The organism is Rugamonas rivuli (assembly GCF_009380165.1).
Taxonomy (GTDB): domain Bacteria; phylum Pseudomonadota; class Gammaproteobacteria; order Burkholderiales; family Burkholderiaceae_D; genus Rugamonas; species Rugamonas rivuli.
This window is the reverse complement of sequence record NZ_WHUF01000001.1, coordinates 523,680-548,214: the sequence shown is the minus strand read 5'-3', so window position 1 is coordinate 548,214 and position 24,535 is coordinate 523,680. Positions and strand designations below refer to the sequence as shown.

The window sequence follows — 24,535 nt, the reverse complement described above, 5'->3', positions numbered from 1 at the left end:
ATGCGCGACTTGCTGTATCTGACCCACCGTATCCCATTCCCTCCCAACAAGGGCGACAAGATACGCGCCTATCACGTCCTGCGCTACCTGCAACGCCACTTCCGCGTCCACCTTGGCAGCTTCATTGACGACGCCGCCGACCAGGTCCACGCCGACCACCTGGCTAGCGATTGCGCCAGCAGCTGTTTCGTCCGCCTGCACCCGCCCCTTGCCCGCCTCGTGAGCCTTCCGGCCTTGTGGCGTGGCGACGCGCTCAGCATCGCCTACTACCGCCACCCCGAACTGCGCGACTGGGTCAAAGGCACGTTGAGCCGGCATCGCATCGACATCGCCATGGCCTTCTCCGGTCCCATGGCGCAATACCTGCCCGCGCGCACGCAACACGGCCCGCTGCACCGCGTGCTGGACCTGGTCGATGTCGACTCGGAAAAATGGCAAAACTACGCCGATCATCGACGCTGGCCGTCGTCCGCGCTGTACCGGCGCGAAGGCCGCAGCCTGCTGGAATTCGAACGCGCCGCCGCCCGCAGCTTCGACCAGGTGCTGCTGGTCTCCCGCGCCGAAGCCGCCCTGTTCCGCCTGCGCGCGCCGGAATCGGCCCACAAGACCGGCTACTTCAACAACGGCGTCGACAGCAGCTATTTCTCCCCGCAGCCCGGCTTCCCCGATCCCTACACCAACGCCCGCGTGCTGGTGTTCACCGGCGCCATGGACTACCCACCGAACGTGGAAGCGGTGGTCTGGATGGCCGAACAGGTCATGCCGGCATTGCGGCAGGAATTCCCCGATGTGCAGTTCCATATCGTCGGTTCCAGGCCCAGCCCGGCCGTGCAAGCGCTGACACGCCAGCCGGGCATCCACGTCAGCGGTGCCGTGCCAGATATCCGCCCCTACCTGCACCATGCGGCGCTCGCGGTGGCCCCGCTGCAGATTGCGCGCGGCATACAGAACAAAGTCCTGGAAGCGATGGCGATGGGAAAAACAGTGGTCGCAACGCCGCAAGCGCTGGAGGGCCTTTCCGCCGTGCCAGGACGAGACCTGATCAGTGCCGCCGGCGCGGCCGAATTCATCCACCACATCAGCCGGCAGCTGCGCAACCCGGGCGACCTCGGCGCCGCCGCCCGCCAGCGGGTGCTGAACGACTATCAATGGGGGAAAAACTTGCAACGACTGGGCGTCGTGCTGGGCGTCACCGAATCCCATCCATCCCAGGCGGAGCAGTCGCCATGACCGCCGCCCTGTCGCCAGTAACGGCGCCGGTCCCCATCCCGCCGCCACGTCCCGGAAACCACTGGACACATGCCTGCCTGCTGCTCGCGCTGACTGGCCTGATCGCTACCTACTGGGCGACAGTTGCCGCCATTGCCGAGTTGTGGTGGCATTCCCAAACCTTCGCCCATGGCTTGCTGGTGTCGCCGGTCTGCGTCTGGCTGGTATGGCGCCAACGCGCCGGGCTCGCCGCTTGCCCGCGTCATCCATCGCTGTTCATGCTGTTGCCTCTTGCAATGCTGGGTGCGCTCTGGTTTCTTGCCACGGTGGCCAACGTGCCGGTGTTGCAGCAGTACTGCCTGGTCCTCATGATCGTCGCGACTGTCGTGCTGGTGCAAGGCCGGCGCTACGCGCGCGCCATCGCTTTTCCGCTGGCCTACCTGGTGCTTGCCGTGCCGTTCGGCGAAGTCTTCATCCCACCGTTGATCGAATTCACCGCCGCCTTCACGGTGGCCGCGCTGCAACTGGTGGGCATACCCGTCTTCCAGGACAACAACGTCCTGTCCCTGCCGAGCGGCAGCTGGTCCGTCGTCGAAGCGTGCAGCGGCCTGCGCTACCTGATCGCGTCGGTCGCGCTCGGCACGCTGTACGCCCACCTGAGCTACCGCAGCCGCTTCCGGCAGGCCGCCTTCGTCGCCGTAGCCCTGGTGCTGCCCATCGTCGCCAACGGCCTGCGCGCTTTCCTCATCGTCCTGATCGGCCACCACAGCAACATGACGCTGGCCGTCGGCATCGACCATTTGATTTACGGCTGGCTATTCTTCGGCATGGTCTCGGCGCTGATGTTCTGGGTTGGCGCCCGCTGGCGCGACGATGTCATGCCCGCGCCAGCGAAGGCCAGCGCGCTTCCGGCAACCCCGCCTCAGGCAGTCCATCCGGCAGCGCTGATCCGGGCGACGCTGGCCGGCATGGCGATAGCCGCAGTCTGGCCGCCGCTGGCCTATCTCGCGCTGCGCGCGCCGCCGATGGAGCAAGAGCAGCAAGCGCAGCTGTCGTTGGCGCCGCCGCCCGCGCCATGGCAGGCCAGCGAGCTGTCGGCCAGCGATTGGCTCATCCCCCATGCGGGCGAGCCGCTGCGTTGGAGCGCCAACTACAGCAACGGCGACCACCAGGTCGCGCTGCAACTGACCTGGTACCGCCACCAGTCCAAGGACAAGGAAATACTGACGCAAGTGTGGAAAACGCCGCCGTCCGCAAGCCCTCACTGGAAGCAACTGGCCGACACCACCCGCCAGATCGACCTGGCCCGGCGCCGCGTCACCGTCCGGCAGACCATCGTGCAGGCCGGCGACGTCAAATTGCTGGTGTGGCGCTGGTACCGGACTGCCGGCCGCGACACGGCCAGCCCGCTGCTGGTCAAGCTGCTGCTGGCCCGCAGCAAGCTGCTGGGCAAGGATGACGACGGCGCAGAGATCGCCCTCGTCGCCCGCTACGACGAACAACCGGCCCAAGCCGCCATCCCCATGCAGCGCCTGCTGTCGGACATGCTGCCCGCCATCGATCAAGGACTCGCCCATGTTGCCGGACACTGAGATGGCCGCCGCGCCGCTGATCGTGCACTTGATCCACCGCCTGGACGTGGGCGGCCTGGAGAACGGCCTGATCAACCTGATCAACCACCTGCCGCCGGGCCGCTACCGCCACGCCATCGTCTGCCTGCGCGACTACACCGACTACCACCTGCGCATCGAGCGGCCCGGCGTGGAAATCATCAGCATCAACAAGCGCGACGGCAAAGACTGGGGCCACTATCTGCGCCTGTTTCAGACGCTCAAACGCCTGCGCCCGCTGCTGATCCACACCCGCAACCTGTCCGGCATCGAAGGCCAGCTGCTGGCGGCCTGCGCCGGCGTGCGCCTGCGCGTGCACGGCGAGCACGGCCGCGACATCGACGACCTGCACGGCCTGAGCCTCAAGTACCGCTGCCTGCGCAAACTGCTGCGGCCGCTGATCGGACACTTCATCGCCGTCAGCAAAGACCTGGAAGCCTGGCTGATCGGCACCATCGGCGCGCGGCCGCAGCACGTCACCCACATCGGCAACGGCGTCGACAGCCTGCAATTCCATCCCAGGCTGGGGCCGACCGCCGCCGTCGGCCCCGCCGGCTTCCTGTGCGAGGACGCCTACGTCATCGGCAGCGTCGGCCGCATGGCCGAGGTCAAGGATCACCTGTCGCTGGTGCAAGCCTTCATCCTCTTGATCGCCGAGCACGCATTGCCGCGCAACCGCCTGCGCCTGCTCATCGCCGGCGACGGCCCGTGCCGCCAGGCCTGCCTCGACCTGCTGCGCCAGGCTGGCATGGAAGAGCTTGCCTGGCTGCCCGGCACCCGCGACGACATCCCGCAACTGATGCGGGCCATGGACGTGTTCGTCCTGCCATCATTGGCCGAAGGCACGTCCAACACCATCCTGGAAGCGATGGCGAGCGGCTTGCCGGTGGTGGCCACCGCCGTCGGCGGCAATCCCGACCTGGTGCACAGCGGCTGGACCGGCACGCTGGTGCCGCCCCGTTCGCCGGCCATGCTGGCCGACGCCATCAACGACTACTACCGCCTGCCCGCGCTGGCCGCCAGCCACGGCCAGCGCGGCCGCCGCCGCGTGCTGGCCGAGTACAGCCTGATCGCGATGGCCGACGCCTACCTGGCCGTCTACGATTCCCTCGCCGCCCCACCGCAACGCGATCGATGAAAGGATAGCCATGTGCGCCATCGCCGGAATCTACGACCTCCACCATCACACCGACATCGACGCCGGCCTGCTGCGCGCCATGACCGACATCCAGTTCCACCGCGGCCCCGACCAGGGCGGCGTTCACCTGGAGCCGGGCATCGCCCTCGGCCACCGGCGCCTGTCCATCATCGACCTGAGCGGTGGCCAACAACCCTTGTTCAACGAAGACCACAGCGTGGCCGTGGTCTACAACGGCGAGATCTACAACTACCGCGAGCTGATGCGCGAGCTGCAGCACTACGGCCACACCTTCCGCACCCAGTGCGACACCGAGGTCATCGTCCACGCCTGGGAGCAATGGGGCGAGCGCTGCGTCGACCACTTCCGTGGCATGTTCGCCTTCGGGCTGTGGGACCGTCGCCAGCAAAGCTTGTTCCTCGCGCGCGACCGGCTCGGCGTCAAGCCCCTGCACTATACCGTGCTCGACGACGGCCAACTGCTGTTCGCCTCCGAACTCAAGGCGCTGCTGACGCACGACGGACTGCGGCGCGAGCTGGACCCGCTTGCGGTCGAGGAATATTTCGCCTACGGCTACATCCCCGAGCCGCGCACCATCTTCCGCCAGGCGCGCAAGCTGGAGCCCGGCCACACGCTGCTGCTGCGCAAAGGCCAGCCGTTGGCCCAGCCACGGCGCTACTGGGATATCCCTTTCGCCACGCAGGCACCGCGCAGCGAAGCCCAGGCCAGCGATGAATTGCTGCAGCGCCTGCGCGAAGCCGTCCGCATCCGCCTGGTGGCCGAGGTGCCGTTGGGCGCCTTCCTGTCCGGCGGCGTCGACTCCAGCGCCGTGGTGGCGATGATGGCGCAGGAGTCCACGAAGCCGGTCAACACCTGCTCGATTTCCTTCGGCGATCCCCAGTTCGACGAGACCGCCTACGCGCAGCTGGTGTCCGATCGCTACGCCACGCGCCATCACACGCAGACTGTGGAGCAGCACGACATCGACCTGGTCGACCAACTGGCCGGCCTGTACGACGAACCCTACGCCGACAGTTCCGCTCTGCCGACCTACCGCGTCTGCCAGCTGGCACGCCAGCGCGTGACGGTCGCGCTGTCCGGCGACGGCGGCGACGAGAACCTGGCCGGCTACCGCCGCTACCGCTGGCACCTGCACGAAGAACGCTGGCGCACCATGCTGCCGCTAGGCCTGCGCAAACCGCTGTTCGGCACACTCGGCCGGCTCTACCCCAAAGCCGACTGGGCGCCGCGCCCGTTGCGCGCCAAGACCACCTTCGAAGCGTTGGCGCGCGACACGGTATCGGCCTACTTCCACAGCGTCAGCATCATGAGCGACGCCATGCGCAAAGCCCTGTTCAGCGAGCGCCTCAAGCGCGACCTCGACGGCTACCACGCGGCCGACGTGCTGCATCGCCATGCGCGCAACTGTCCCTCCGGGCACGCCTTATCGCGGGTGCAGTACCTGGACCTGAAAACCTATCTGCCGGGCGACATCCTTACCAAGGTCGACCGCGCCAGCATGGCGCACGGCCTGGAAGTGCGCGTACCGCTGCTGGACCACACGCTGGTGGAATGGATGTCCGGCCTGCCGCCGGAGTTGAAGTTGCGCGGCACTACCGGCAAATACCTGTTCAAGCGCGGCCTGGAGCCGCATCTGCCGAAGGAACTGCTGTACAGGAACAAGATGGGCTTCTCGGTGCCGCTGGCGGACTGGTTCCGCGGACCGCTGCGCAGCCACCTGGAGCGCAGCCTTGCCAGTCCCGTGCTGGCCGATTGCGGCCTGTTCAATCTCGACCAGGTTCAGCAACTGGTCGCGCAGCACCTGTCCGGCCGCTCCGACCACAGCGCCCCTCTGTGGTCGCTGCTGATGTTCGAATCGTTCCTGCGCCAGTTGCCGGCCGCCGCGCCGCGCAACTGCGCACGAAAGGCGGCATGACCATGCGCGTGCTCCACATCCTCGACCATTCGCTGCCGCTACACAGCGGATACACTTTCCGCACGCTGGCGATCCTGCGCCAGCAACGCGCGCTGGGCTGGCACACCACCCACCTGACCAGCGCCAAGCAAGGCGCCGGCCCGGGCGAGCAGGAAGTCGACGGCTGGCATTTCTACCGCACGCCACCGCTGCGCAACTGGTGGTCGCGCCTGCCGCTCATGCGGCAATGGAGCGTGGTCGCCGGCCTGCACCGGCGCCTGCTGCAGATCGCGCCCAGGATCCGTCCCCACATCCTGCACGCGCACTCGCCCGCGCTGACCGCCCTGGCGGCGCTGCGCGCCGGGCGCGCACTGGGCATCCCCGTAGTCTACGAAATCCGCGCCTTCTGGGAGGACGCCGCCGCCGACCATGGCACCAGCCGCGCAGGCGGTGTCCGCTACCGGCTCACGCGCGCGCTGGAAAACTACGTGCTGCACCGCGCCGACGCCATCACCACCATCTGCGAAGGCTTGCGCAGCGACATCGTCGCCCGCGGCATACCCTCCGCCAAAGTCACCGTGATACCGAACGCGGTCGAGAGCAGCCGACTGCCGCCCCCGCCCGCCATGCACCCGCTGGCGCCCGCGTTTGGCCTGCGCCTGGGCGACGGGCCCGTGCTGGGCTTTATCGGCTCCTTCTACGCCTACGAAGGCCTGGCGCTGCTGATCGTCGCGCTGCCACGGCTGCTGAAAGACGCACCGCGCCTGCAGTTGTTGCTGGTCGGCGGAGGGCCGCAGGAAGCCGAGCTGCGCGCGCTGGTCGACAGGCTGGACCTGCGCGCCACCGTCAAGTTCGCCGGCCGCGTGCCGCACGAGCGCATCGCCGACTACTACCAGCTCACCGACATCCTGGTCTACCCGCGCCTGCCGATGCGGCTGACCGAGCTGGTCACGCCGCTCAAGCCGCTCGAAGCGATGGCGCAAGGGCGGCTGGTGCTGGCCTCCGACGTCGGCGGCCACCGCGAACTGATCGAGCACGGCAAGACCGGCATGCTGTTCAAGGCCGGCGACGCGCAGTCGCTGACACTGCAATTGCTGCAATTGCTGCGCCATGCGGAAACCTGGCCGGCGCTGCGCAGGCAAGCCCGTGCCTATGTCGAGAGCGAGCGCAACTGGCCCGCCAGCGTTGCGCGCTACGCTCCTATCTACCAGCGCCTGTGCGCGCAGGCGCCATGAACGCGCCAGCTGGCCGCGACGCCGGCGCCACGCCGGACGGCATCGCCGGTCTGCGGATTGCGCTGGTTGGACCGCTGCCGCCCCCCGCCGGCGGCATGGCCAACCAGACCGCGCAGCTGGCCAGCCTGCTGCGCGACGCCGGCGCCATAGTCGATGTAGTGCAGGTCAACCCGCCGTGGAGGCCGGCCTGGGCCGCATCCGTGCGCGGACTGCGCGCCGCGCTGCGCCTTCCCCCGTATTTGTGGCACTTGTGGCGGGCGGCAGGCCAGGCGCAACTCTTCCACGTGATGGCCAACTCCGGCTGGTCATGGCACTTGCACGCCGCGCCCGCTATCTGGATCGCCCGCCTGCGCGGCAAAGGCGTGTTGCTCAACTATCGCGGTGGAGAGGCCGAAGCCTTCCTGGCCCGCCGAGCCTCACTGGTCCGCTTCAGCATGCGGCGCGCACACCAGGTAGTGGTGCCGTCCACTTTCCTCGCCGAAGTCTTCAGGCGCCATGGCGTGAGCGCGCAAATCGTCCCCAACATCGTCGACCTGGCGCTGTTCCGGCCGTCGGACTGCGCCGCCCCGCACGCGTCCATCCTGATCGCCCGTCACCTGGAGCCGCTGTACGACCATGCGACGGCCTTGCGCGCCTTTGCCATCGTCCGCCGCAGCCTGCCGCACGCCCACCTGACCATCTGCGGCGAAGGCCCCGAGCTGCAGCGGCTGCAACAACTGGCGCAGATACTGGACGTCAGCGACGCCGTGCACTTCGCCGGCAAGCTGGACAATGCCGCCATGGCCGGGCAATACCGACTCTGCGATCTGGCACTTAATCCCAGCCTGGCCGACAACCAGCCGATTTCCATCCTGGAAGCGTGGGCCAGCGGCGTGCCGGTCGTCAGCACCGGCGTCGGCGGCGTTCCTCATCTGGTGCGCGACCAGATCAACGCCGTGCTCGTTCCGCCGCAAGACCCGGCGGCGATGGCGCAGGCCATGCTGTCCGTGCTCCAGCATCCATCCCGCGCGTGGTCGCTCGCCAGCGCGGGCAGGCAGGCAGCCCGGCGCTACGCCTGGCCCCAGGTCGCTCCGTTGCTGATGGCGCAGTACCGGCTGGTGTTGAAACGCCCGCCCGCTGTCGGCTACACGGCGCTGGTATCCACCCTGCTGTTCCCCGTGCATGAGATGCTCAAGCGGCACCGCAGCGTCAGCCTGCGGCGGAACATGGAGCGCAGCCAATGGTGGTCGCCGCAGCAACTGGAAGCGCTGCAGCTGCAACGCCTGCGCGCACTGTTGCTGCATGCCTCCGAGCACGTGCCTTACTTCCGCCAGCTCTACACCCGACTCAACTTCGACGCCAACCGCGTCCACGACCTGCGCGACCTGCGCTGCCTGCCCATACTGAACAAAGCTGAAATCAACCGCCATCGTGACGACTTCGTCGCAGAAAACGCCGGTCCGCTGCGACGTTTCAACACCGGCGGCTCCAGCGGCGAACCGCTGATTTTCTTCCAGGGCAAGGATCGCGTCAGCCACGACGTCGCCGCCAAGTGGCGGGCCACGCGCTGGTGGGGCGTCGATATCGGCGACCGCGAAGCGTTGATGTGGGGCTCGCCCATCGAACTGAACGCGCAGGACCGCTGGCGCATGCGACGCGACCGTCTGCTGCGCAGCCTGCTGCTGCCGGCCTTCGACCTGTCGCCCGCCCGCCTGGACGATTACCTGGGCCGGCTGCAACGCCTGCGCCCCGCCATGCTGTTCGGCTACCCGTCCGCCATGTGCCTGCTGGTCCGGCACGCGCACAGCCGCCGGATTGCGCTGGACGGCCTGGGCGTCAAGGTCGTGTTCGTTACGGCCGAACGCCTGTACGACGAACAACGCGCGCTGCTGGAGCGAGCCTTCGCCGCCCCGGTCGCCAATGGCTACGGCGGACGGGACGCGGGTTTCCTCGCCCACGAATGTCCGGAAGGCGGCATGCACATCACCGCCGAAGACGTCATCATCGAAATCGTCGATGCCCAGGGCGCGCCGGTCGCGCCGGGCGACAGCGGCGCCATCCTCGTGACGCACCTGGCCAGCCGCGACTTCCCCTTCATCCGCTACGCCACCGGCGACGTCGGCGCGCTCGACACCCGCCCCTGCCCCTGCGGACGCGGCCTGCCGCTGCTGAAGCGGGTCGAAGGCCGCGTCACCGATTTTGTCGTGGCGCGCGACGGCACCGTCATGCACGGCCTGGCGCTGATCTACGTGCTGCGCGACCTGCCCGAAATACGCGCCTTCAAAATCATCCAGGAAAGCCTGGACACCACCCGCGTGCTGCTGGTCAGCGTGAGCGGACTGCCCCCGGCCCTGCGGCTGAGCATCATCAGCCAGTTCCGCGCCAGGCTGGGGGCGTCCGTGGAGATACTGATCGACGAGGTGACGGACATCCCGGCGGAAGCGTCGGGCAAGCACCGCTACGTCATCAGCAAAGTTTCGTCCCATTGAAGCCGGAGGCCCTATGCCCATCGTTTCCTACACCGTGCTGAGCCTGCTGTTGGCAATCTCGCTCTACGCGCTGCACAAGCTGCGCAGCATGCACATCATGCTGTACGACGTGCGCGACCAGGCGCACCACGACCAGGCCGGCCTGTTCCGGCAGCTGGAGGCCCTGCAAGGTCTGTACATCGAACTCGATCTCCGCCACAGCCTGCCGCCGACGCGGGGCTGGGCCGCGTCGCCCGACTTTTTGCTGGAAGTGGCCCGCCATGCGCGCACCCTGCGGCAGGCGACTGTGCTGGAGTGCAGCAGCGGCGTTTCCACCCTGGTGCTGGCGCGCTGCATGCAGTTGAACGGCGGGGGCAAGGTCTACAGCCTGGAGCACGACGTGCATTTCGCGGCGCAGACCCGCGCCCAACTGCGCCGCCACGGCCTGCAGGATTTCGCCACGGTGATCGACGCGCCGCTGACGCCGTACGACCTCGATGGACTATCCTGGCCCTGGTACGACCTGGCGCAATTGCCGGCGCTGCCGAGCTTCGATCTGCTGGTGATCGACGGGCCGCCGCAGGCCACGCGCGCACAGGCGCGCTACCCGGCCGGGCCGCTGCTGTTCCCTCGCCTGACGGCCGGCGCCGCCGTCTACCTCGACGACGCCGCACGGCCGGACGAGCAAGCTATCCTGCGCCGCTGGCGGCAGGAATTTCCGAAGCTGGCGCATTCGTCCCCTGGCTGCGAAAAGGGCTGTGCCGTGTTGCGCTTCAGCTAGCGTTCCGCCGCCACGGTACGCACGATACCGGTCTCCTCTGGATGCGCACTGTGATAGCGTTCGCGCGCGGCGCGCATCCTGGCCAGATGGCCGGCCACGTTGTCGTTCCGCAGTTCGACGCCGAAATCGTCCTGCGCCTCGCCGCGCCCGAACATCCGCGCCACGATCATGGCGCCGACATTGCTGCGGTAGTGAGACGTTTCCCAGTAGTACTGCATATCGGACTGCTTGCTGACCTGGGGTACGGCCTCCGTGGTCACGCTGTTGAAGCCGGAAAAATCATGGATGCGCACATCGCAACCCGCCGAGCGATGCCGCTGTACCAGCTCCGCCAGGCCTGTCTGCCAGGCTTCCATCGCGGGCCATTTTCCGGCCCAGTACAAGCCGTCGATCGTCATCGCGTGAGTGGGGTTGATGTACAGCCGAATGACGGTCCCGGCCTTGCACAGGGCGGCCACGCTGCTGTCCAAGGCCACTGTCGCCGAGACGGTCGGCCCCGCCCCACGGATGAATTCGCGGACTCTGGGCGCCACGGCCGCTCCGGTTCCTCCCTGACTGTCGATGCGGTCGCGCACGCAGACAGCGTCGCGCTGGCCGTACAAGGCCAGACTCGAATGACAGGCGCTGCCAAAAGTGCCGCGCAGCAAACGGATCGAATCGGCCGTCATATCGAAGCTCAATGCCCGCCTGGCGTTGATCAGTCCGCGCCGCCACAGGTACAGCGGGCCATCGGCCACCAGTTCGCGGTCGAAGTCCGTGTTACCGATCTCCATGGAAAACGATGGCGCATCGATGCCCCACACCACAGTTTTCAGCTGCCCAACCTGGGCCGCGTGACGCACCATCGCCATCGCATCGCCCAGTGACGCGCCCGACAGCGCGCCATTGAACACAGCCTGGCCGGCAAAAGCCATCGCGCGCGGCGGCAGGCCCAACTCGGTACGGGAATTGCCGGCGTACAGGACGGCAGGCTTGAACTTGGCCAGCGCATAAGTCTTGCCCCAGGCACTCAATTTTTCCCGGCCCGGCTGCAAACGCAGAACTTGCGGCGTTTGCCACTGGTGGGTCAGGTAGGGATCGACCAGATAGTTCAGCGTCGTCACCGTGCCGATCACCAGCGCACTGCTGCCACAAAAGACGGTAACGTAACTACGCGGGTCCATGATCAAAATTGGAAATAGAGGAACTCGCTAACCCGGTTCATGCTAAACACGCAAGCAAGAAACAGCATGGAAAACGCCAGCCCCCAGTAACTGTGCGGGCACCAGCTCCACAGCAAGCAGCTTGGCGTACCCAGCAGCTGCTCGATGCACGGCGCGTAGTGGCGGAAGATCTGCTGCGTATTCGGCGCGGCAAAGGCCAGGACCATGGCAAGCAGCAGCGCCGGCATAGCCACGCCGCTGAAGTCGATCCAACGTATGCCCTCGAAACTGCAGCCCACCGGGAAATAAGATGCGTACGCCTCCAGCCCGTGCGGTAAGGCCACGCCATTGCCTCCCACCATGGCATGCAGGATATCGCCGGCGGTCGACAGGTCTGGCGCGCGGAACACCACCCATGCAGCCAGCACCGCGAAAAAGGTCAACATCCGCCCCCAGCAGCGCGGCGGCCCCTGCCCCGCCAGCGCGCCCCAGCCATGATGCATCACCAGATACACACCATGCAGGCCGCCCCACACCACGAACGACCAGCCGGCCCCATGCCACAGGCCGCCCAGCAGCATCGTCAACATCAGGTTGCGATAGCGGCCGTGGCGATTGCCGCCCAGCGGCACGTACAGATAGTCGCGCAGGAAGCGGGACAAGGTCATGTGCCAGCGGCGCCAGAATTCAGCGATGTTCGCAGCTTGATACGGGGAGTTGAAGTTAAGCGGCAGCTTCACGCCGAACAGCCGCGACAAGCCTATCGCCATATCCGAGTAACCGGAAAAGTCGAAATACAGCTGGAAGGCGTAGGCCAGCGCGCCTATCCAGGCTTCCACCAGCTGCGGGTGCGCATCCACGGCGAACACCGGGCCGGCCAGCGTCGACAAGGGATCGGCCAGCAACACCTTCTTGGCCAGGCCGACGACAAAGATCGAAAGGCCGACCGCCATATCGGCCGCGTTCAAGCCGGGCGGCCGTTCGAACTGCGGCATCATCTCCTTGTGATGCAGCACCGGTCCCGCGATCAGGTGCGGGAAGTAGCTGACGAACAAGGTGTAGTGCACCAGGCGATACTCCCCGGCCAGCCCGCGATAGCAATCGACCAGGAAGGCGATCTGCGTAAAAGTGAAGAACGAGATGCCGATCGGCAGCAGTACCTCCCAGGCCTGCAGATGCGCGCCAGTCAGCGCATTGACGCTGCCGATAAAGAAATTCGCGTACTTGTAATACCCCAGCAAAGCCAGATTGGCCGCCAGCGCGAACACCAGCCAGCGCCTGCGCCGCGCCGCGACGGCCGCCAGCATGCGTCCCGCGACCCAGTAGTTGAAGAGTATCGACGCCATCAGCAGCGGCAGATAGCGCACATTCCAATAACCGTAGAAAAACAGCGACACCAGTGCCAGCCACCCGGTGGCCCAGCGCGGCCGCACGCGTGCCAGCAAGGCATACCCGGCCAGCACGAACGGCAGGTACAAGAACAAGAATCCCGACGAATTAAACAGCACGGCGCGTCCCCTGTTCCCGCCGCGTCCTGTGATACAGCTCGGTATAGCAGGCAACCATTTGTTCGGCCACGCGCTGCCAGCTATAGCGTTCGACCAGCGCCCGCACGGCCGCGCGCTCTGGCGGATTACCCAGCAGTTCCAGGACGGCTTGCCGCAGGCCCGTCGCATCATCCCAATGCAACTGACGCAAGGCGAAGCTGCTATCGGGCAGGTTGAGCGCGCTCTCGTTCGTCATCACCACCGGCGTACCCGCCGCCAAGGCCTCCAGCACCGACAGCGGGAATACTTCGCCGTGGCTGGGCAAGGCCAGCACCGAAGCGCTGGCGTAGGCGCTGGCCAACAAGGGATCGTCATGTTCCAGCTGGCCCAGCCAACGCACCCGTGGCGCCGCCAGCAGCTGCTGCAGATAACTCTGGTGCTGGCGTTGTGCCCTGCCTATCAGTACCACCGGCAATTCGGTCGACGCCAGCGCCTGCACCAGCCCCAGCTGGTTCTTGTAGGGAGAGATCGCCCCCACCATCAGCACAAACGGCCCGGTCAATCCCGTGCAGCGCCGGAACTCCTCCTGCCGCGCACCGAAGAAATGAGGGCTGATGCCGTTGGGAAGCACGCGTATCTTGGTCTCCGGCGTATGAAACGCGCTGACGATGGCGTCACGCTCCGCCGGCCCCAGCGCGATCACCAACTGCGCCAGCTGCAAGGCGCGCTTGGTCTGCGCGTAGCTGGTCTGCACGGCCCAGCCCGTCAGGCGGCCGGTCAGACGGTCCGCCAGCCTGGCGCGCATGCCGTCCATCCTCGTCCAGCCCGGAGACAGCAAGGCCGACAGCACGACCGGCACGCCGAGGTCGGCAGCCAGCTCCACCAGCCGGTGATTGCCGTTGATTGCAGAGAACACGTGGATCAGGTCGAACTGATCCAGGCGCTGGCGATTGGGATCGACCAATTCCACCTCCAGCCCCGGCGCGGACTGGGCCTGCAAAGCGTCCAGCGTCGAGCGCACCTGCACCTGGAGGCCGCCCTCGCGCTGGAACAACATGGGATATGAAAGGATTCCTATGCGCATATACGATCCCTTATTTGCCGAGCATTGCCCAGGCCTTGCGTCCCGCCAGCGTGCATTCGGCGGCTAGTTCGTGCCGGAAGCAAAGTACCGCCCCCAGCCACGGCAGCAAGGCGGACAGCGCCGCGATCATCAGTTGGTTCAACGCGTACGCCGGTTGCATCGGATAGCAGGCGACCAGCAACAGCGGCCCGCACAGGCTGACGGATGCCACCAGCGCGCTGCACCTGACCGCGACAATCAAAGCCCACAGCTGCAAGCCCGCCAGCCGCCGCAGATACATAAAAGTCCAGCAGCTTCTGAATACCGCGCCAACCACCACCGCCCAGGCCACCCACTCCAGGCCGAATGGCGCCGCCAGCAAAACGGCCACGACGCGTACCGGCACCGACAGCGCTTCGAGCTTGGCCTGTGTACGCACGGCCCCCATCGCCACGAACAGATAGCGCGCCATGCTGAACATGCTATACAAGGCACTCGACAGACATATGACGCGTATCAATGGGACGCATGCGTCCCACTGGTCGCCGTACAGCACCCGCACCACGTCCGGCGCCATGATCGCCACGAAACCGAAGAAGGGCCAGGCCAGCACCGTCATGTAACTGGCGGTGGTCAGATAGGCCAGCCGCAGGTCGCCGCCTGCACGCGCCTGCGCGGAGAACAGCGGGAACAGCACCGGCGAGATGGCCCCCGTCACCAGCTGGTTGAACACGTTGACCACCCCTTGGGCCTTGCCGAAAATGCCAACCTCGGCAACGCCCATCATCTTGCCGATGATCAGGTCCGGCGCAGCGACTCCGAGCTCGTCGATAACGCTGCTCGCGGTGGAGATGGAGCCAAACGACAATATCGCCTTCATCCCGCGCCGCGCTGGCAGCCAAGGCAGGCCGCGCGGCCAGCAGCAGATGCTCGCCGTCAGCGCGGCGACGGTGCCGGCGACGGCGCCCCACACCAGGCTTAAATAGCCGTATCCGAACCACGCGCCAGCGACGGAAACCAGCAATTGCGTCACGCTGCTGGTGATGTTGATCCCGAAGATCGCGGAAAACCGCATCTGCCGCCGCAGATACGGCAGTGCCAGCGAACTGAAAGGGATCAGCAAAAAATTGATCGACAATAGTTGCAGCACCGTACTCAAGCGCGGATCGCGATAGAAGCGCGCCGCCAGGCCGCTGCTGAGCAGCACCGCCAGCGCCAGCGACCACGCGACGCACAGGCTGGTGCCCAGCGCCGCCCGCAACTTTTCTTCGGTCAGCTGTTTTTCCTGGATCACGTAGGACCCGACGCCGAAGTCCCGCACAGCCTGCGCCAGGCCGGCCAGCACGGCGCCGACTGCGTAGACGCCGATCTCGGCCGGTGTGAGCAGCCGCGCGAGTATCATCGTTCCGGCCGTGTTCAGCACCAGCAAGGTGTATTTCTCGGCGAAGGAAACCAGGAAGGACCAGCGCGCCTGCATCGCCGCGCCTCAGATCAGCTGATCGTAAAAGGCAAGCACCTGCTTGCCCACCACCGCGCAGCTGTAGCGGGAGACCGCCTCTTCCCGCGCCAACCGTCCCATGCTCCGCCGCCGCTCCGCATCGTCCAGCAGACCCGAGACAGTGGCCGACGCCGCCTCAAGATCGTGCACCGGCACCAGCACGCCGCCCTGGCTGTCGCGCAGGATATCGGCGCTGCCCGGCACGTCGGTCGCCACCACGGGCACGCCACAGGCCATGGCCTCGATGGTCGCAATGCCGAAGCCCTCGTTCCAGCTCATCAGGATGTGCAGGTCCAGCGCCGGCAACACTGTTTCAATCGACGCGACAAAACCGGTGAAGACGACGAACGGCGCCAGTCCGGCCTGGCGAACCCTTTCCTTCACGGCCACCTCCAGCGGCCCGCTGCCGGCCATGAGCAGATACAATTGCGGATGGCGCTGACGCAGCGACACGAACAACTCAAGCAATGCCATCGGCCGCTTCTGCTCGGAAAGACGCGCCGCGGCGCCGATCACCAGCGCATCCTCCGGCAGTCCCAGCGCCGAGCGCGCGGCATGGCGCAAGCCCTCGCCCGGCTTGAAGCGATCGACGTCGACGCAGTTCGGTATCACGGCGACGCGCGTGGAGGCCCGCAGATATGGCCGGTAGATCGCCATGAAGTGTTCCAGCGCGGACTGCGATACCGCGTACACCCCGCGCACGCCATCGAAGGCTTGCCGCAACAAGGGCCGGTGCCAGGCGCTGATCTCCGCCGCCGGAAAGGCGTTATGCACGCTGACCACCGCAGGCAAACGGCAGTAGCGCGCCAGCCACAACACGGAAGCGCCATAATTCGTCCAGCACCAGGCCACATGCACCAGGTCCGCGCGAAACGCCCGCAACCGCCGCGCAGCCCACAGCCGCGCCCGCAGCAGATTCCAGCGGCGCCACGCCCATTGCTCGAAAAAACGGGGCGGATCGAACTCCGCCACCGTGATCTGTTCGCGCGCCAGCTGCGCCGCCCACGCGTCGATGCCTGCGAAGCGGCGCAGCGCCAGGCTGCCATCCGCACCAGCCTGCCGCAGATAGCGGACCTCCTGCGCCATGCGCATCTCCATGCCGCCCAGTTCGCCCGAGTAACTGGTGATCAAGACCTGGCGGCCAGTGCCCCGCCGCCCCAGCCTGGCTTCAAAAAAATAGCCACGCAGATAAGCCAGCTCCCAGCGGCGCAGAAACAGCCGGTCGCCGGCGCCAGTCAGGCGAGCCCGCAGATAGCCCAGGCATTCCAGCGCATAGCGCGCCAGCATCCAGCGCGGTACCCCCAGCCATTCGGGAAACGTGCCCGGCCGGTCCTGTCGGTACTTGCCGCGCCCGTAGCGCCATGCCTTGTCGAGCACGTATTCGGCAGTCAGTTGATGCCGACGGATGTAATGCCCCACCCGCGCCAAGGGACAAAACCAGGCCGGATAGCCGGCTAGCGCAAGCCTGCGGGTCAGCTCGGTCTCGCCGCCCATGGCGTAGGCGCCACCGTTGGGACCGATCATCGTGTCGTAGCGATAGCCGGCCGCGAACACCGCCCGCCGCACCGCCATGTTCGCGCCCCACACCAGCCCGGGGAAGACTGGACCGTCCGGCAAGTCGGGGGCGGTCAGGCCGAACGTCAAGCCGGTCGGCACCAGGCGCGGCAGCCACTCGGGCGGCGGATGCGCCCAATCCGGCTCTATGGCGCCGCCGAAGACGGCATACTCAGGATGGGCGGCGGCGCAGGCTTCCCACTGCCGCAGCCAATCCGGCGCGGGCGTCGCATCGTCGTCGCTGAAAATATAGAGGCCCTCGCCGCGGTCGTTGCGCAAGGCCCATTCCACCGCCAGGTTCAGCGCCGCGTTCTTGCCTGGATGCGGGCTGCGCAACAGATGCAGCGGCAGCCGGTCCTGATAGCCGGCGACCAGCTTGCCCGTACCGTCGCTGCTGCCGTTCTCGACGACCAGCAACTGCCAGGCCTGGCGCGGCGCCTGCAAGCGGCAATATCCCTCCAGCACCCTGGACAAGGTCTGCTCGCCATTACAAGTCGCCATGAGAACGGTCAACAAGGGTGCATCCTCGCTATCCTATGATTGCAGCACGTGACAATCCAGTGTAGTGACAGGCTCAATGGCATCGTTGAGCCGCATCAACGAGTTTCCCCGGCCATGCGCGACATACTGATTACCCTCATCGTCTTCGGCAGCCTGCCGCTGATCTTGCGCAATCCCGTCAACGGCGTGCTGATGTGGGTGTGGATCAGCGTGATGAATCCGCACACGCAGGGCTGGGGCTTTGCCACCACCTTCCCCTTCGCCTTTATCGTCGCCGTCGCCACGCTGTTCAGCGTCGCCCTCTCGCGCCTGCCCAAGGCGCTGCCGATGTCCGGCATCACGTTCACGCTGATCACGCTGGTGTTGTGGATGAACGTCACCACCCTGTTTGCCTTGTATCCCGAACCGGCCTACACGCAATGGAGCAAGGTCATGAAGATCATGCTGATGAGCCTGGTAACGATGACGGTGATACGCAGCCGCGAGGACATCCAGCGCCTGATGTGGGTGTTGACCATGTCGATAGGCTACTACGGCGTCAAAGGCGGCATCTTCACGATACGCAGCGGCGGCGTCGACCGCGTCTGGGGGCCGGAAGGGACTTTTATCGGCGACAACAACGCCATCGCGCTGGCCCTGATCATGACCATACCGCTGATGCACTACCTGCAGCAGCGCAGCGAGCAGCGCTGGCTGCGGCGCGGCCTGAGCGCGACCATGCTGCTCAGCGCGCTGGCGGCCCTCGGTTCCTACTCGCGCGGCGGCCTGCTGGCGATCGCCGCCATGGTCGTCTTCATGTGGCTGAAGAGCCGCCACAAGCTGGCCGGCGGCGCGCTGATCGTCCTGCTGGCGCCGCTGGCCTTCCTGTTCATGCCGGAGCGCTGGAGCGAACGCATGGACAGCATCGGCACCTACCAGGAAGACGAATCCGCGATGGGCCGCATCAACGCCTGGTACATGGCCTGGAACCTGGCCAGAGACCGCTTCTTCGGCGGCGGCTTCGAAATCGCCGAACCGGGCACTTTCTTCCTGTACGCGCCCAATCCCACCGACATCCACGCCGCCCACAGCATTTACTTCCAGGCTTTGGGCGAACATGGATTCGTCGGGCTGGGGCTGTACCTGCTGCTGCTCGGCATGACCTGGCGTTCGGCAGCCTGGATCGTACGGCACAGCAGGAACCAGCCGGAACTGGAATGGGCCCAGCAACTTGCGACGATGATACAAGCCAGTTTCGCCGGTTTCGCAGTCGGCGGCGCCTTCCTGAGCTTGCTGTATTTCGACGTTCCGTACTACTTGATGGGCGTCATCGTCGCCACCCGCCTGCTGGTCGCAGGCCAGCAAACCTCAGCCAGTCCGGCCATGCTGGGCCACGTCGGCGGCGGGCGCCATGCCATCGGGCAGCCATGAGCCGGCGCCTGTCGATACTGGTCTATCACCGGGTGCTGGCGCAACCCGATCCGCTGCTGCCCGAGCTGCCGGATGCCCGCCTGTTCGACCGCCACATGGCCTTGCTGAAGCGCTGTTTCCGTGTCCTGCCGGTAAGCGAGGCCATCACCCGCTTGCATCAGGGGACGCTGCCGGCGTGGGCCGCTTGCATCACTTTCGACGACGGCTACGCCGACAATGCCGAATGGGCGCTGCCGGTGCTGCAACGCCACGGGCTGTCCGCCGCCTTCTTCATCGCCAGCGACTACCTGAACGGCGGCCGGATGTGGAACGACGATGTAATTGCCGGCGTGCGCCATGCACAGCAACAAGTGCTGGAGATACCGGCGCCCGGCTGCGCGGCGCTGCCGGTGCAGACGTTACGCCAGAAGCAGCTGGCCGTTGACCGCCTGCTCGATGCGCTGAAATACCTGCCCCCGCGCCAACGCCATGATCTGGCGCGCGGCATGGCGCCAGCGCCGGCCGAAGAATTAATGATGCGCGCACATCAGCTCCGGCAATTGCAGGCGGCCGGCATGGAAATCGGCGCGCATACGGCGTCGCATCCGATCCTGGCGAGACTGCCGGATGCCGACGCCTTGGCCGACATCGTCCGAGGCAAGACTGCACTGGAAGCCATTACGCAAACGCCGGTCACGCTGTTCGCCTATCCAAACGGCAAGCCAGGCCTGGATTACGACCAGCGCCATGTCGCCATGGTCAAGGCGACGGGTTTCACGGCCGCATTCAGCACCGTGTCCGGCGCCGCCGATGCCGCCAGCGACCCGCTGCAACTGCCGCGCTACACGCCCTGGGAACAGGACCGTCCGCGCTTTCTGCTGCGTCTACTTGCGAACCGGCGCATCTGACCGGGCCAGCCACTGCTCCAGCATCATCAGCACCCACACCATCGTGCCGTGATAGGCCGGGTGCTCGGCGATCAGCGTGCGCATCAAACGGTCGATAAAGTCGGCCCGGATGATCTGCCGTTTCTTCAGGTCGCTCAAACTATCGAGCACCAGCCCTTGCAAGCCTGCGTCACGCTGCAACCAGTGGCCGAACGGCAACCCGAAGCCATGCTTCTTCTTGCGCAGGATCGCCGGCGGCAGATAGCCCCTTAGCGCCCGTTTGAAGAAGTAACGCAGTTGCGTGCCGTTCAACTTGTCCTTCGGCGACAACCGCCCCGAGAACGCCAGCATCTCGTCGCTCAGGAAGGGAAAAGCTACCTCCACGCCGCCCAGTTCGCATGCCAGGCTGACCTTGCGCAAATCGTTGTCGGCCAGCGTGTAGCGCAGATCCAGGGTCTGCATGCGATTAATCTGGCTCAGCCCCTTGCCCTGCCAGTAGCAATCGTTCAGTTGGCCGATGGGCCCGCTCTCGTCCACGCCGGCCAGGAAATCAGCATGCAGCACCTCCGCCGGCCCATAACGCTGCAGCAGATTGTAGGTTTCCAGCCGCGCAGGCATAGGCATCAGCGCTTGCTCGATATAGCTGCGCGCCTTGCGCAACATCGTCAAGTCCAGCTGGCCGGCCAGGCCGAACAGCAAAGGCTCCAGCGCCACCTGCCGAAATGCCGACGGCAACTGTTCGTAGCGCGAAAGCACGGCCTGGTGCGCATAGCGCTCGTTGCCGCCGAACAGTTCGTCGCCGCCATCGCCGCCCAGCAAACGCGTCACGCCATCGGCGCGCGCCATGTTGGCACAATAATAGGCAGGTACGGCGGACGAGTTGCCGAAAGGCTGGTCCGAAGCGGCCGCGAGGCGCGGTATGGCGCTGGCGACGTCGCCGGCCGTCACGTACAGCTCATGATGGTCGGCGCCAAAATGGCGCGCTGCAATGCGGGCGTAGCGCATTTCGTCATAGCCCGCGACATCGAAACCTATCGAGTACGTACGCGGCGCCGTGCCGCTGACGCTGGCCAACATGCCGGCCAATGTGGAACTGTCCGTCCCGCCGCTCAGGAAGGCGCCGGTCCTGGCGCCGCCGGACGAACGCCGCACTGAGCCCTCCAGCGTGCTCAGGAATTGCCGCTTGAGCTCGCCAAAGGACATATTGCTTTCTTCCTGATACTCCATCTTCCAATATTGGCCAGTCTCCAGATGACCGTGGCGGTACTGCACATACTCGCCAGGCTGCAGGCGGCGCTGGCCGCGAAACACGGTGCGAGGCGCCGGCACCGTGTGGAAATACAGATAATTGTAGATGGACTGCGGGTCCAGCGTCTTCACGGCCATCGGGTGGGCCTGCAGCGCCGCAGCCGATGAACCGAACAACACGCCCTGCGTCAGCTGCTGATAGTGCATGGTGTGCACACCGCTGCGGTCGATGGCCAGCAGCAACTGGCCGCCCGGCTCCGCCATCGCGCACACCGCGAACGGACCGGACAAGGCTGCGCAAGCCTTCGCGCCATGAATCTGCCACAAAGCGGAAAAACGTTCAGCAAGATTCTCGGCGCAACCATTCAACAGGGGACGCCCCCACACCGCCACCAGCACGCCACCACTGCCGTGTACGCTGGCACTGCCCGCAGCGGCCGCCACGGCGATGCCGCCCCGTTGCGCGGCGGCGATGCGGATCGGGCTATCGTCAAAACGTACCAACGGCGCCGCCATGCCGGCCAGCAGGTGCTGGACCGCTGCGCCTTCCGTAGTACCCAGATAGCCGCACAAGCCACTCATACCAACACCTCCAACGGCGCAGGATGGCCGAGAAACGCAGTCGGGCTCGCCGTCAATCCATAGGCTCCGGACTGCAGCACCACCACCAGGTCGCCGGCCTCGGCGCGCGCCAGTTCCATGCGGTCGGCCAGCAGATCCAGCGGCGTGCACAGCGGACCGACCACCGACACCGTCTCACGCGGCCCGCCATGCACACGATTGCCGATAACGACGGGATAGTTCTTGCGGATCACCTGGCCGAAATTGCCCGATGCCGCCAGATGCTGGTGCAGGCCTCCATCGGTAATCAGGAACGTCTGCCCATGCGAACGCTTGCGCTCCAGCACGCGGCAGACATAGATACCGCCCTCCGCCACCAGATAGCGGCCCAACTCCAGGATCAGGGTGGTCTTTGGCGAGGCCTGCCGCAGCAGGTTCAGGCACTGCGCCACGCCATCGGCGACAGCGGGCAAGTCCAGCGCACGCTCACCGGGGAAATACGGCACGCCAAAACCACCGCCGATATTCAACATGCGCATCGGCGCGGGCGCATGCTCAGCCAGTCGCAAAGCCAGCTGCACGCTGAGCCGCTGCGCCTCGCAAATGGCTGCGGCGGAAAGATTCTGTGCGCCGCAAAACAAATGGAAACCGTGGAAATCCAGGCCAAGCAACACCAGCTGCCGCAGCATCGCAGGCACCCGCGCCGCATCGACGCCGAATTGGCGCGGGCCGCCGCCCATCTTCATGCCCGCCAGCTTCAATTCGAAATCCGGATTCACGCGCACCGCCACGCGCGGCACCATGCCCAGTTCGCCACCTATGCGGGCGGCGCGTTCCATTTCACCCTCGGACTCCAGATGCAGGAGCACGCCCGCCGCCACCGCACACCGCAACTCCTCATCGCGCTTGCCAGGCCCGGCAAGACTAATGCAATCGGCCGGCATGCCCGCATCCAGCGCCACCTTCATCTCGCCGCCGGACGCGACGTCAAACCCATCCACCAGCCCAGCCATCATCTGCACCAGCGCCGGCATGGGATTGGCCTTGACGGCGTAGTGCAGATGCACGCCTTCCGGCAGCGTCTGCCGCAGCGTGACGACGCGGGTGGCGATATGGCTGCGTTCATAGGCATAGAACGGCGTGCGGCCGACGCGCTCCGCCAGCCGCGTCAGCCGGATGCCCCCGAGCAGCAGAACATCCTCCAGTACCGGGAACTGGTTCAACGCGACGTGCTGCGGCGCATCCAGCGGCGCCATCACGGCTCGCACCGTGAGCCGGCCAGTTGATCGGCCAACAGCTTGCGGTCGATCTTGCCGTTTGGATTGCGCGGCAAAGGCGTCTGGCGAATCTCAACCGTCGCCGGCACCATGTAGGCAGGCAGGGCCTGGCGGCAGGCAGCCAGCAACGCCGCGCTGTCGACGGCGCCTTGCGGCATGGCGGCCGCGATCAGGGCGATGGATTGGCCCAGCGTCGCATGCGGCACGCCGAGCGCGGCTGCCTCGGCCACCAGACCGGTCGCGTACACCACTTCCTCCACCTCCGTCGGACTGACGCGGTAGCCCGAGGTCTTGATCATGTCGTCGCTGCGGCCGATAAAGTACAGGTAGCCTTCGTCGTCGCAACGCACGGTGTCGCCGGACCAGACCGCCAGTTCGGGCACCGGCAGGCCACCCAGGCGGTCGGGCAGCGGACGGAAGCGCTCGGCAGTGCGCTGCGCATCGTTCCAGTAGCCCATCGCCACCATCGCGCCGCGATGCACAAGTTCGCCCGGCTCGTTGGGCGCACAGCTGGAGCCATCGCCGCGCAGCACCAGGATTTCCGCGTTCGGAATCGCCTTGCCGATGGAATCGGGCCGCCGGTCCAGCTGTTCCGGCGCCAGAAACGTGGAACGGAAGGCCTCGGTCAAGCCATACATCAGGTAGATCTGCGTGTACGGCAAGCTCTTGCGCAGCGCCGCCAGCGTGTGACGCTGCATGGCGCCGCCGGAGTTGGTGATGTAGCGCAGCCGCTGCGCGTGACGCCAATCCAGCTCCGCCAGCTGCATCCACAGCGGCGGCACGGCGGCCAGCCCGGTGATGCGCTCGTGTTGGACGGCATCGAGGATATCGCGTTGCAGCAGGTGGTTCAGCAGCACCGCGCAGGCGCCGACGGCAAACGCCGTGGTCAGCTGGCTTAGCCCGTAGTCAAAACTCAACGGCAACACGCACAGGATGCGGTCTTCCGGCGTATTGCTCAGATAAGAAGAAACGCTCAGCGCCCCGGCCACCAGATTGCGGTGCGACAGCACCACGCCTTTCGGCCTGCCCGTGCTGCCCGAGGTGTACAGTATCGCGGCAACGTCGGTATCGATGCACGCATGCGGCGCCAGCTGCGGCGCATCGCGCATGCAATCGCGCCATGCCAGCAACTGCTGTCCATCCGGAGGCGCCAGGGATTCCATCGGACCGATGACGATCACCTTGCGCAACGCCGGACACGTCGCCAACGCTGCCGCCAGGATATTGTACCGTTCGCGCGTCGTCACCAATATCCGCACATCGCAATCGGCCAGGATGTGCGCGACCTGGTCCGGCTTCAGCACGGGATTGACCGGCACGAACACCGCGCCGGCCGCGGCCGCGCCGAACATGGCTACCACTGCCTCTTCGCGCTTTTCCATGAAGACAGCCAGCCGCTCGCCACGCCCCAGTCCGTTGTGCACCCAGGCGGCCGCGGCCACCTGCACCATCTGCGCCAGCGCGACATAGTTCAGCCCGACACCCTGGTAGGACAGTGCCTGCCGCCTGGGCTCGCGCTGCGCCGACTGAAAAATTAATTGGTGAACTAACTGCGTCATGGCGACACCCCATAGAAGGACTGCCCCCTATGAT

17 protein-coding genes are annotated in these 24,535 nt (G+C 66.2%); 9 read left to right on the top strand and 8 right to left on the bottom strand.

Features of this window, described 5'->3' with window-relative positions; all coding sequences use genetic code 11:
- The 7 genes from GEV01_RS02435 to GEV01_RS02405 are packed head-to-tail and all read left to right on the top strand — an operon-like array spanning window position 1 to window position 10,335.
- Entirely contained in the window at window positions 1–1,230 is a 1,230-nt protein-coding gene (locus GEV01_RS02435; protein ID WP_152801343.1) for a TIGR03087 family PEP-CTERM/XrtA system glycosyltransferase, read from the top strand.
- Window positions 1,227–2,801, top strand: coding sequence for an exosortase A (gene xrtA / locus GEV01_RS02430; RefSeq protein WP_175022879.1), 1,575 nt, complete (start codon window positions 1,227–1,229; stop codon window positions 2,799–2,801). The genes GEV01_RS02435 and xrtA overlap by 4 nt, the downstream gene beginning before the upstream one ends.
- Window positions 2,785–3,957, top strand: a complete 1,173-nt coding sequence (locus GEV01_RS02425) for a TIGR03088 family PEP-CTERM/XrtA system glycosyltransferase (protein ID WP_152801338.1) — start codon at window positions 2,785–2,787, stop codon at window positions 3,955–3,957. The genes xrtA and GEV01_RS02425 overlap by 17 nt, the downstream gene beginning before the upstream one ends.
- Window positions 3,958–3,967: 10 nt before the next feature.
- A complete protein-coding gene (locus tag GEV01_RS02420) occupies window positions 3,968–5,893 on the top strand; it encodes an XrtA/PEP-CTERM system amidotransferase (protein ID WP_152801336.1) in 1,926 nt (641 codons plus the stop codon).
- Between the two features lie 2 nt (window positions 5,894–5,895).
- Entirely contained in the window at window positions 5,896–7,107 is a 1,212-nt protein-coding gene (locus GEV01_RS02415; protein WP_175022933.1) for a TIGR04063 family PEP-CTERM/XrtA system glycosyltransferase, read from the top strand.
- Window positions 7,104–9,575, top strand: a complete 2,472-nt coding sequence (locus tag GEV01_RS02410; protein WP_152801332.1) for a glycosyltransferase — start codon at window positions 7,104–7,106, stop codon at window positions 9,573–9,575. Before GEV01_RS02415 ends, GEV01_RS02410 begins: the two co-directional genes overlap by 4 nt.
- A 13-nt stretch (window positions 9,576–9,588) precedes the next feature.
- Window positions 9,589–10,335, top strand: a complete 747-nt coding sequence (locus GEV01_RS02405; protein WP_152801330.1) for a class I SAM-dependent methyltransferase — start codon at window positions 9,589–9,591, stop codon at window positions 10,333–10,335.
- On the opposite strand, the gene GEV01_RS02400 is transcribed toward GEV01_RS02405, so the two are convergent.
- Genes GEV01_RS02400 through GEV01_RS02380 form a run of 5 tightly spaced genes read right to left on the bottom strand, consistent with a single transcriptional unit; the run spans window position 10,332 to window position 17,595 of the window.
- On the bottom strand, window positions 10,332–11,498 hold the full coding sequence (locus GEV01_RS02400) for a hypothetical protein (RefSeq protein ID WP_152801328.1): 1,167 nt from the start codon (window positions 11,496–11,498) through the stop codon (window positions 10,332–10,334). The two genes, GEV01_RS02405 and GEV01_RS02400, sit on opposite strands and share 4 nt — an antisense overlap.
- Window positions 11,499–11,500: 2 nt before the next feature.
- The gene (locus GEV01_RS02395; protein ID WP_328595417.1) at window positions 11,501–12,985 is read right to left on the bottom strand and encodes an MBOAT family O-acyltransferase; all 1,485 of its coding nucleotides are present in this window, start codon (window positions 12,983–12,985) and stop codon (window positions 11,501–11,503) included.
- Window positions 12,975–14,021 carry a glycosyltransferase gene (locus GEV01_RS02390; protein WP_152801323.1) on the bottom strand — a complete coding sequence of 349 codons (1,047 nt, stop codon included), beginning with the start codon at window positions 14,019–14,021 and terminating at the stop codon, window positions 12,975–12,977. Before GEV01_RS02390 ends, GEV01_RS02395 begins: the two co-directional genes overlap by 11 nt.
- Before the next feature lie 37 nt (window positions 14,022–14,058).
- Window positions 14,059–15,504 (bottom strand): lipopolysaccharide biosynthesis protein, encoded by a 1,446-nt coding sequence (locus GEV01_RS02385; RefSeq protein WP_152801321.1) that lies wholly within the window; start codon window positions 15,502–15,504, stop codon window positions 14,059–14,061.
- 9 nt (window positions 15,505–15,513) lie between these two features.
- On the bottom strand, window positions 15,514–17,595 hold the full coding sequence (locus GEV01_RS02380) for a glycosyltransferase (RefSeq protein WP_235914148.1): 2,082 nt from the start codon (window positions 17,593–17,595) through the stop codon (window positions 15,514–15,516).
- Window positions 17,596–17,694: 99 nt separating this feature from the next.
- On the opposite strand from GEV01_RS02380, the gene GEV01_RS02375 reads away from it, so the two are divergent.
- Together GEV01_RS02375 and GEV01_RS02370 are read left to right on the top strand one after the other, a co-directional pair.
- The gene (locus tag GEV01_RS02375) at window positions 17,695–18,990 is read left to right on the top strand and encodes a putative O-glycosylation ligase, exosortase A system-associated (protein WP_152801319.1); all 1,296 of its coding nucleotides are present in this window, start codon (window positions 17,695–17,697) and stop codon (window positions 18,988–18,990) included.
- Window positions 18,987–19,877 (top strand): polysaccharide deacetylase family protein, encoded by an 891-nt coding sequence (locus tag GEV01_RS02370; protein ID WP_152801317.1) that lies wholly within the window; start codon window positions 18,987–18,989, stop codon window positions 19,875–19,877. The genes GEV01_RS02375 and GEV01_RS02370 overlap by 4 nt, the downstream gene beginning before the upstream one ends.
- On the opposite strand, the gene GEV01_RS02365 is transcribed toward GEV01_RS02370, so the two are convergent.
- Genes GEV01_RS02365 through GEV01_RS02355 form a run of 3 tightly spaced genes read right to left on the bottom strand, consistent with a single transcriptional unit; the run spans window position 19,854 to window position 24,501 of the window.
- Window positions 19,854–21,686 (bottom strand): asparagine synthetase B family protein, encoded by a 1,833-nt coding sequence (locus GEV01_RS02365; RefSeq protein WP_152801314.1) that lies wholly within the window; start codon window positions 21,684–21,686, stop codon window positions 19,854–19,856. The two genes, GEV01_RS02370 and GEV01_RS02365, sit on opposite strands and share 24 nt — an antisense overlap.
- Complete coding sequence (locus GEV01_RS02360; RefSeq protein ID WP_152802289.1) at window positions 21,683–22,921, bottom strand: pyridoxal-dependent decarboxylase, exosortase A system-associated; 1,239 nt, start codon at window positions 22,919–22,921, stop codon at window positions 21,683–21,685. The genes GEV01_RS02365 and GEV01_RS02360 overlap by 4 nt, the downstream gene beginning before the upstream one ends.
- Window positions 22,921–24,501: an acyl-CoA ligase (AMP-forming), exosortase A system-associated gene (locus GEV01_RS02355; protein ID WP_152801313.1), complete on the bottom strand. Its 1,581-nt coding sequence runs from the start codon at window positions 24,499–24,501 to the stop codon at window positions 22,921–22,923. Before GEV01_RS02355 ends, GEV01_RS02360 begins: the two co-directional genes overlap by 1 nt.
- Window positions 24,502–24,535: the final 34 nt, after the last annotated feature.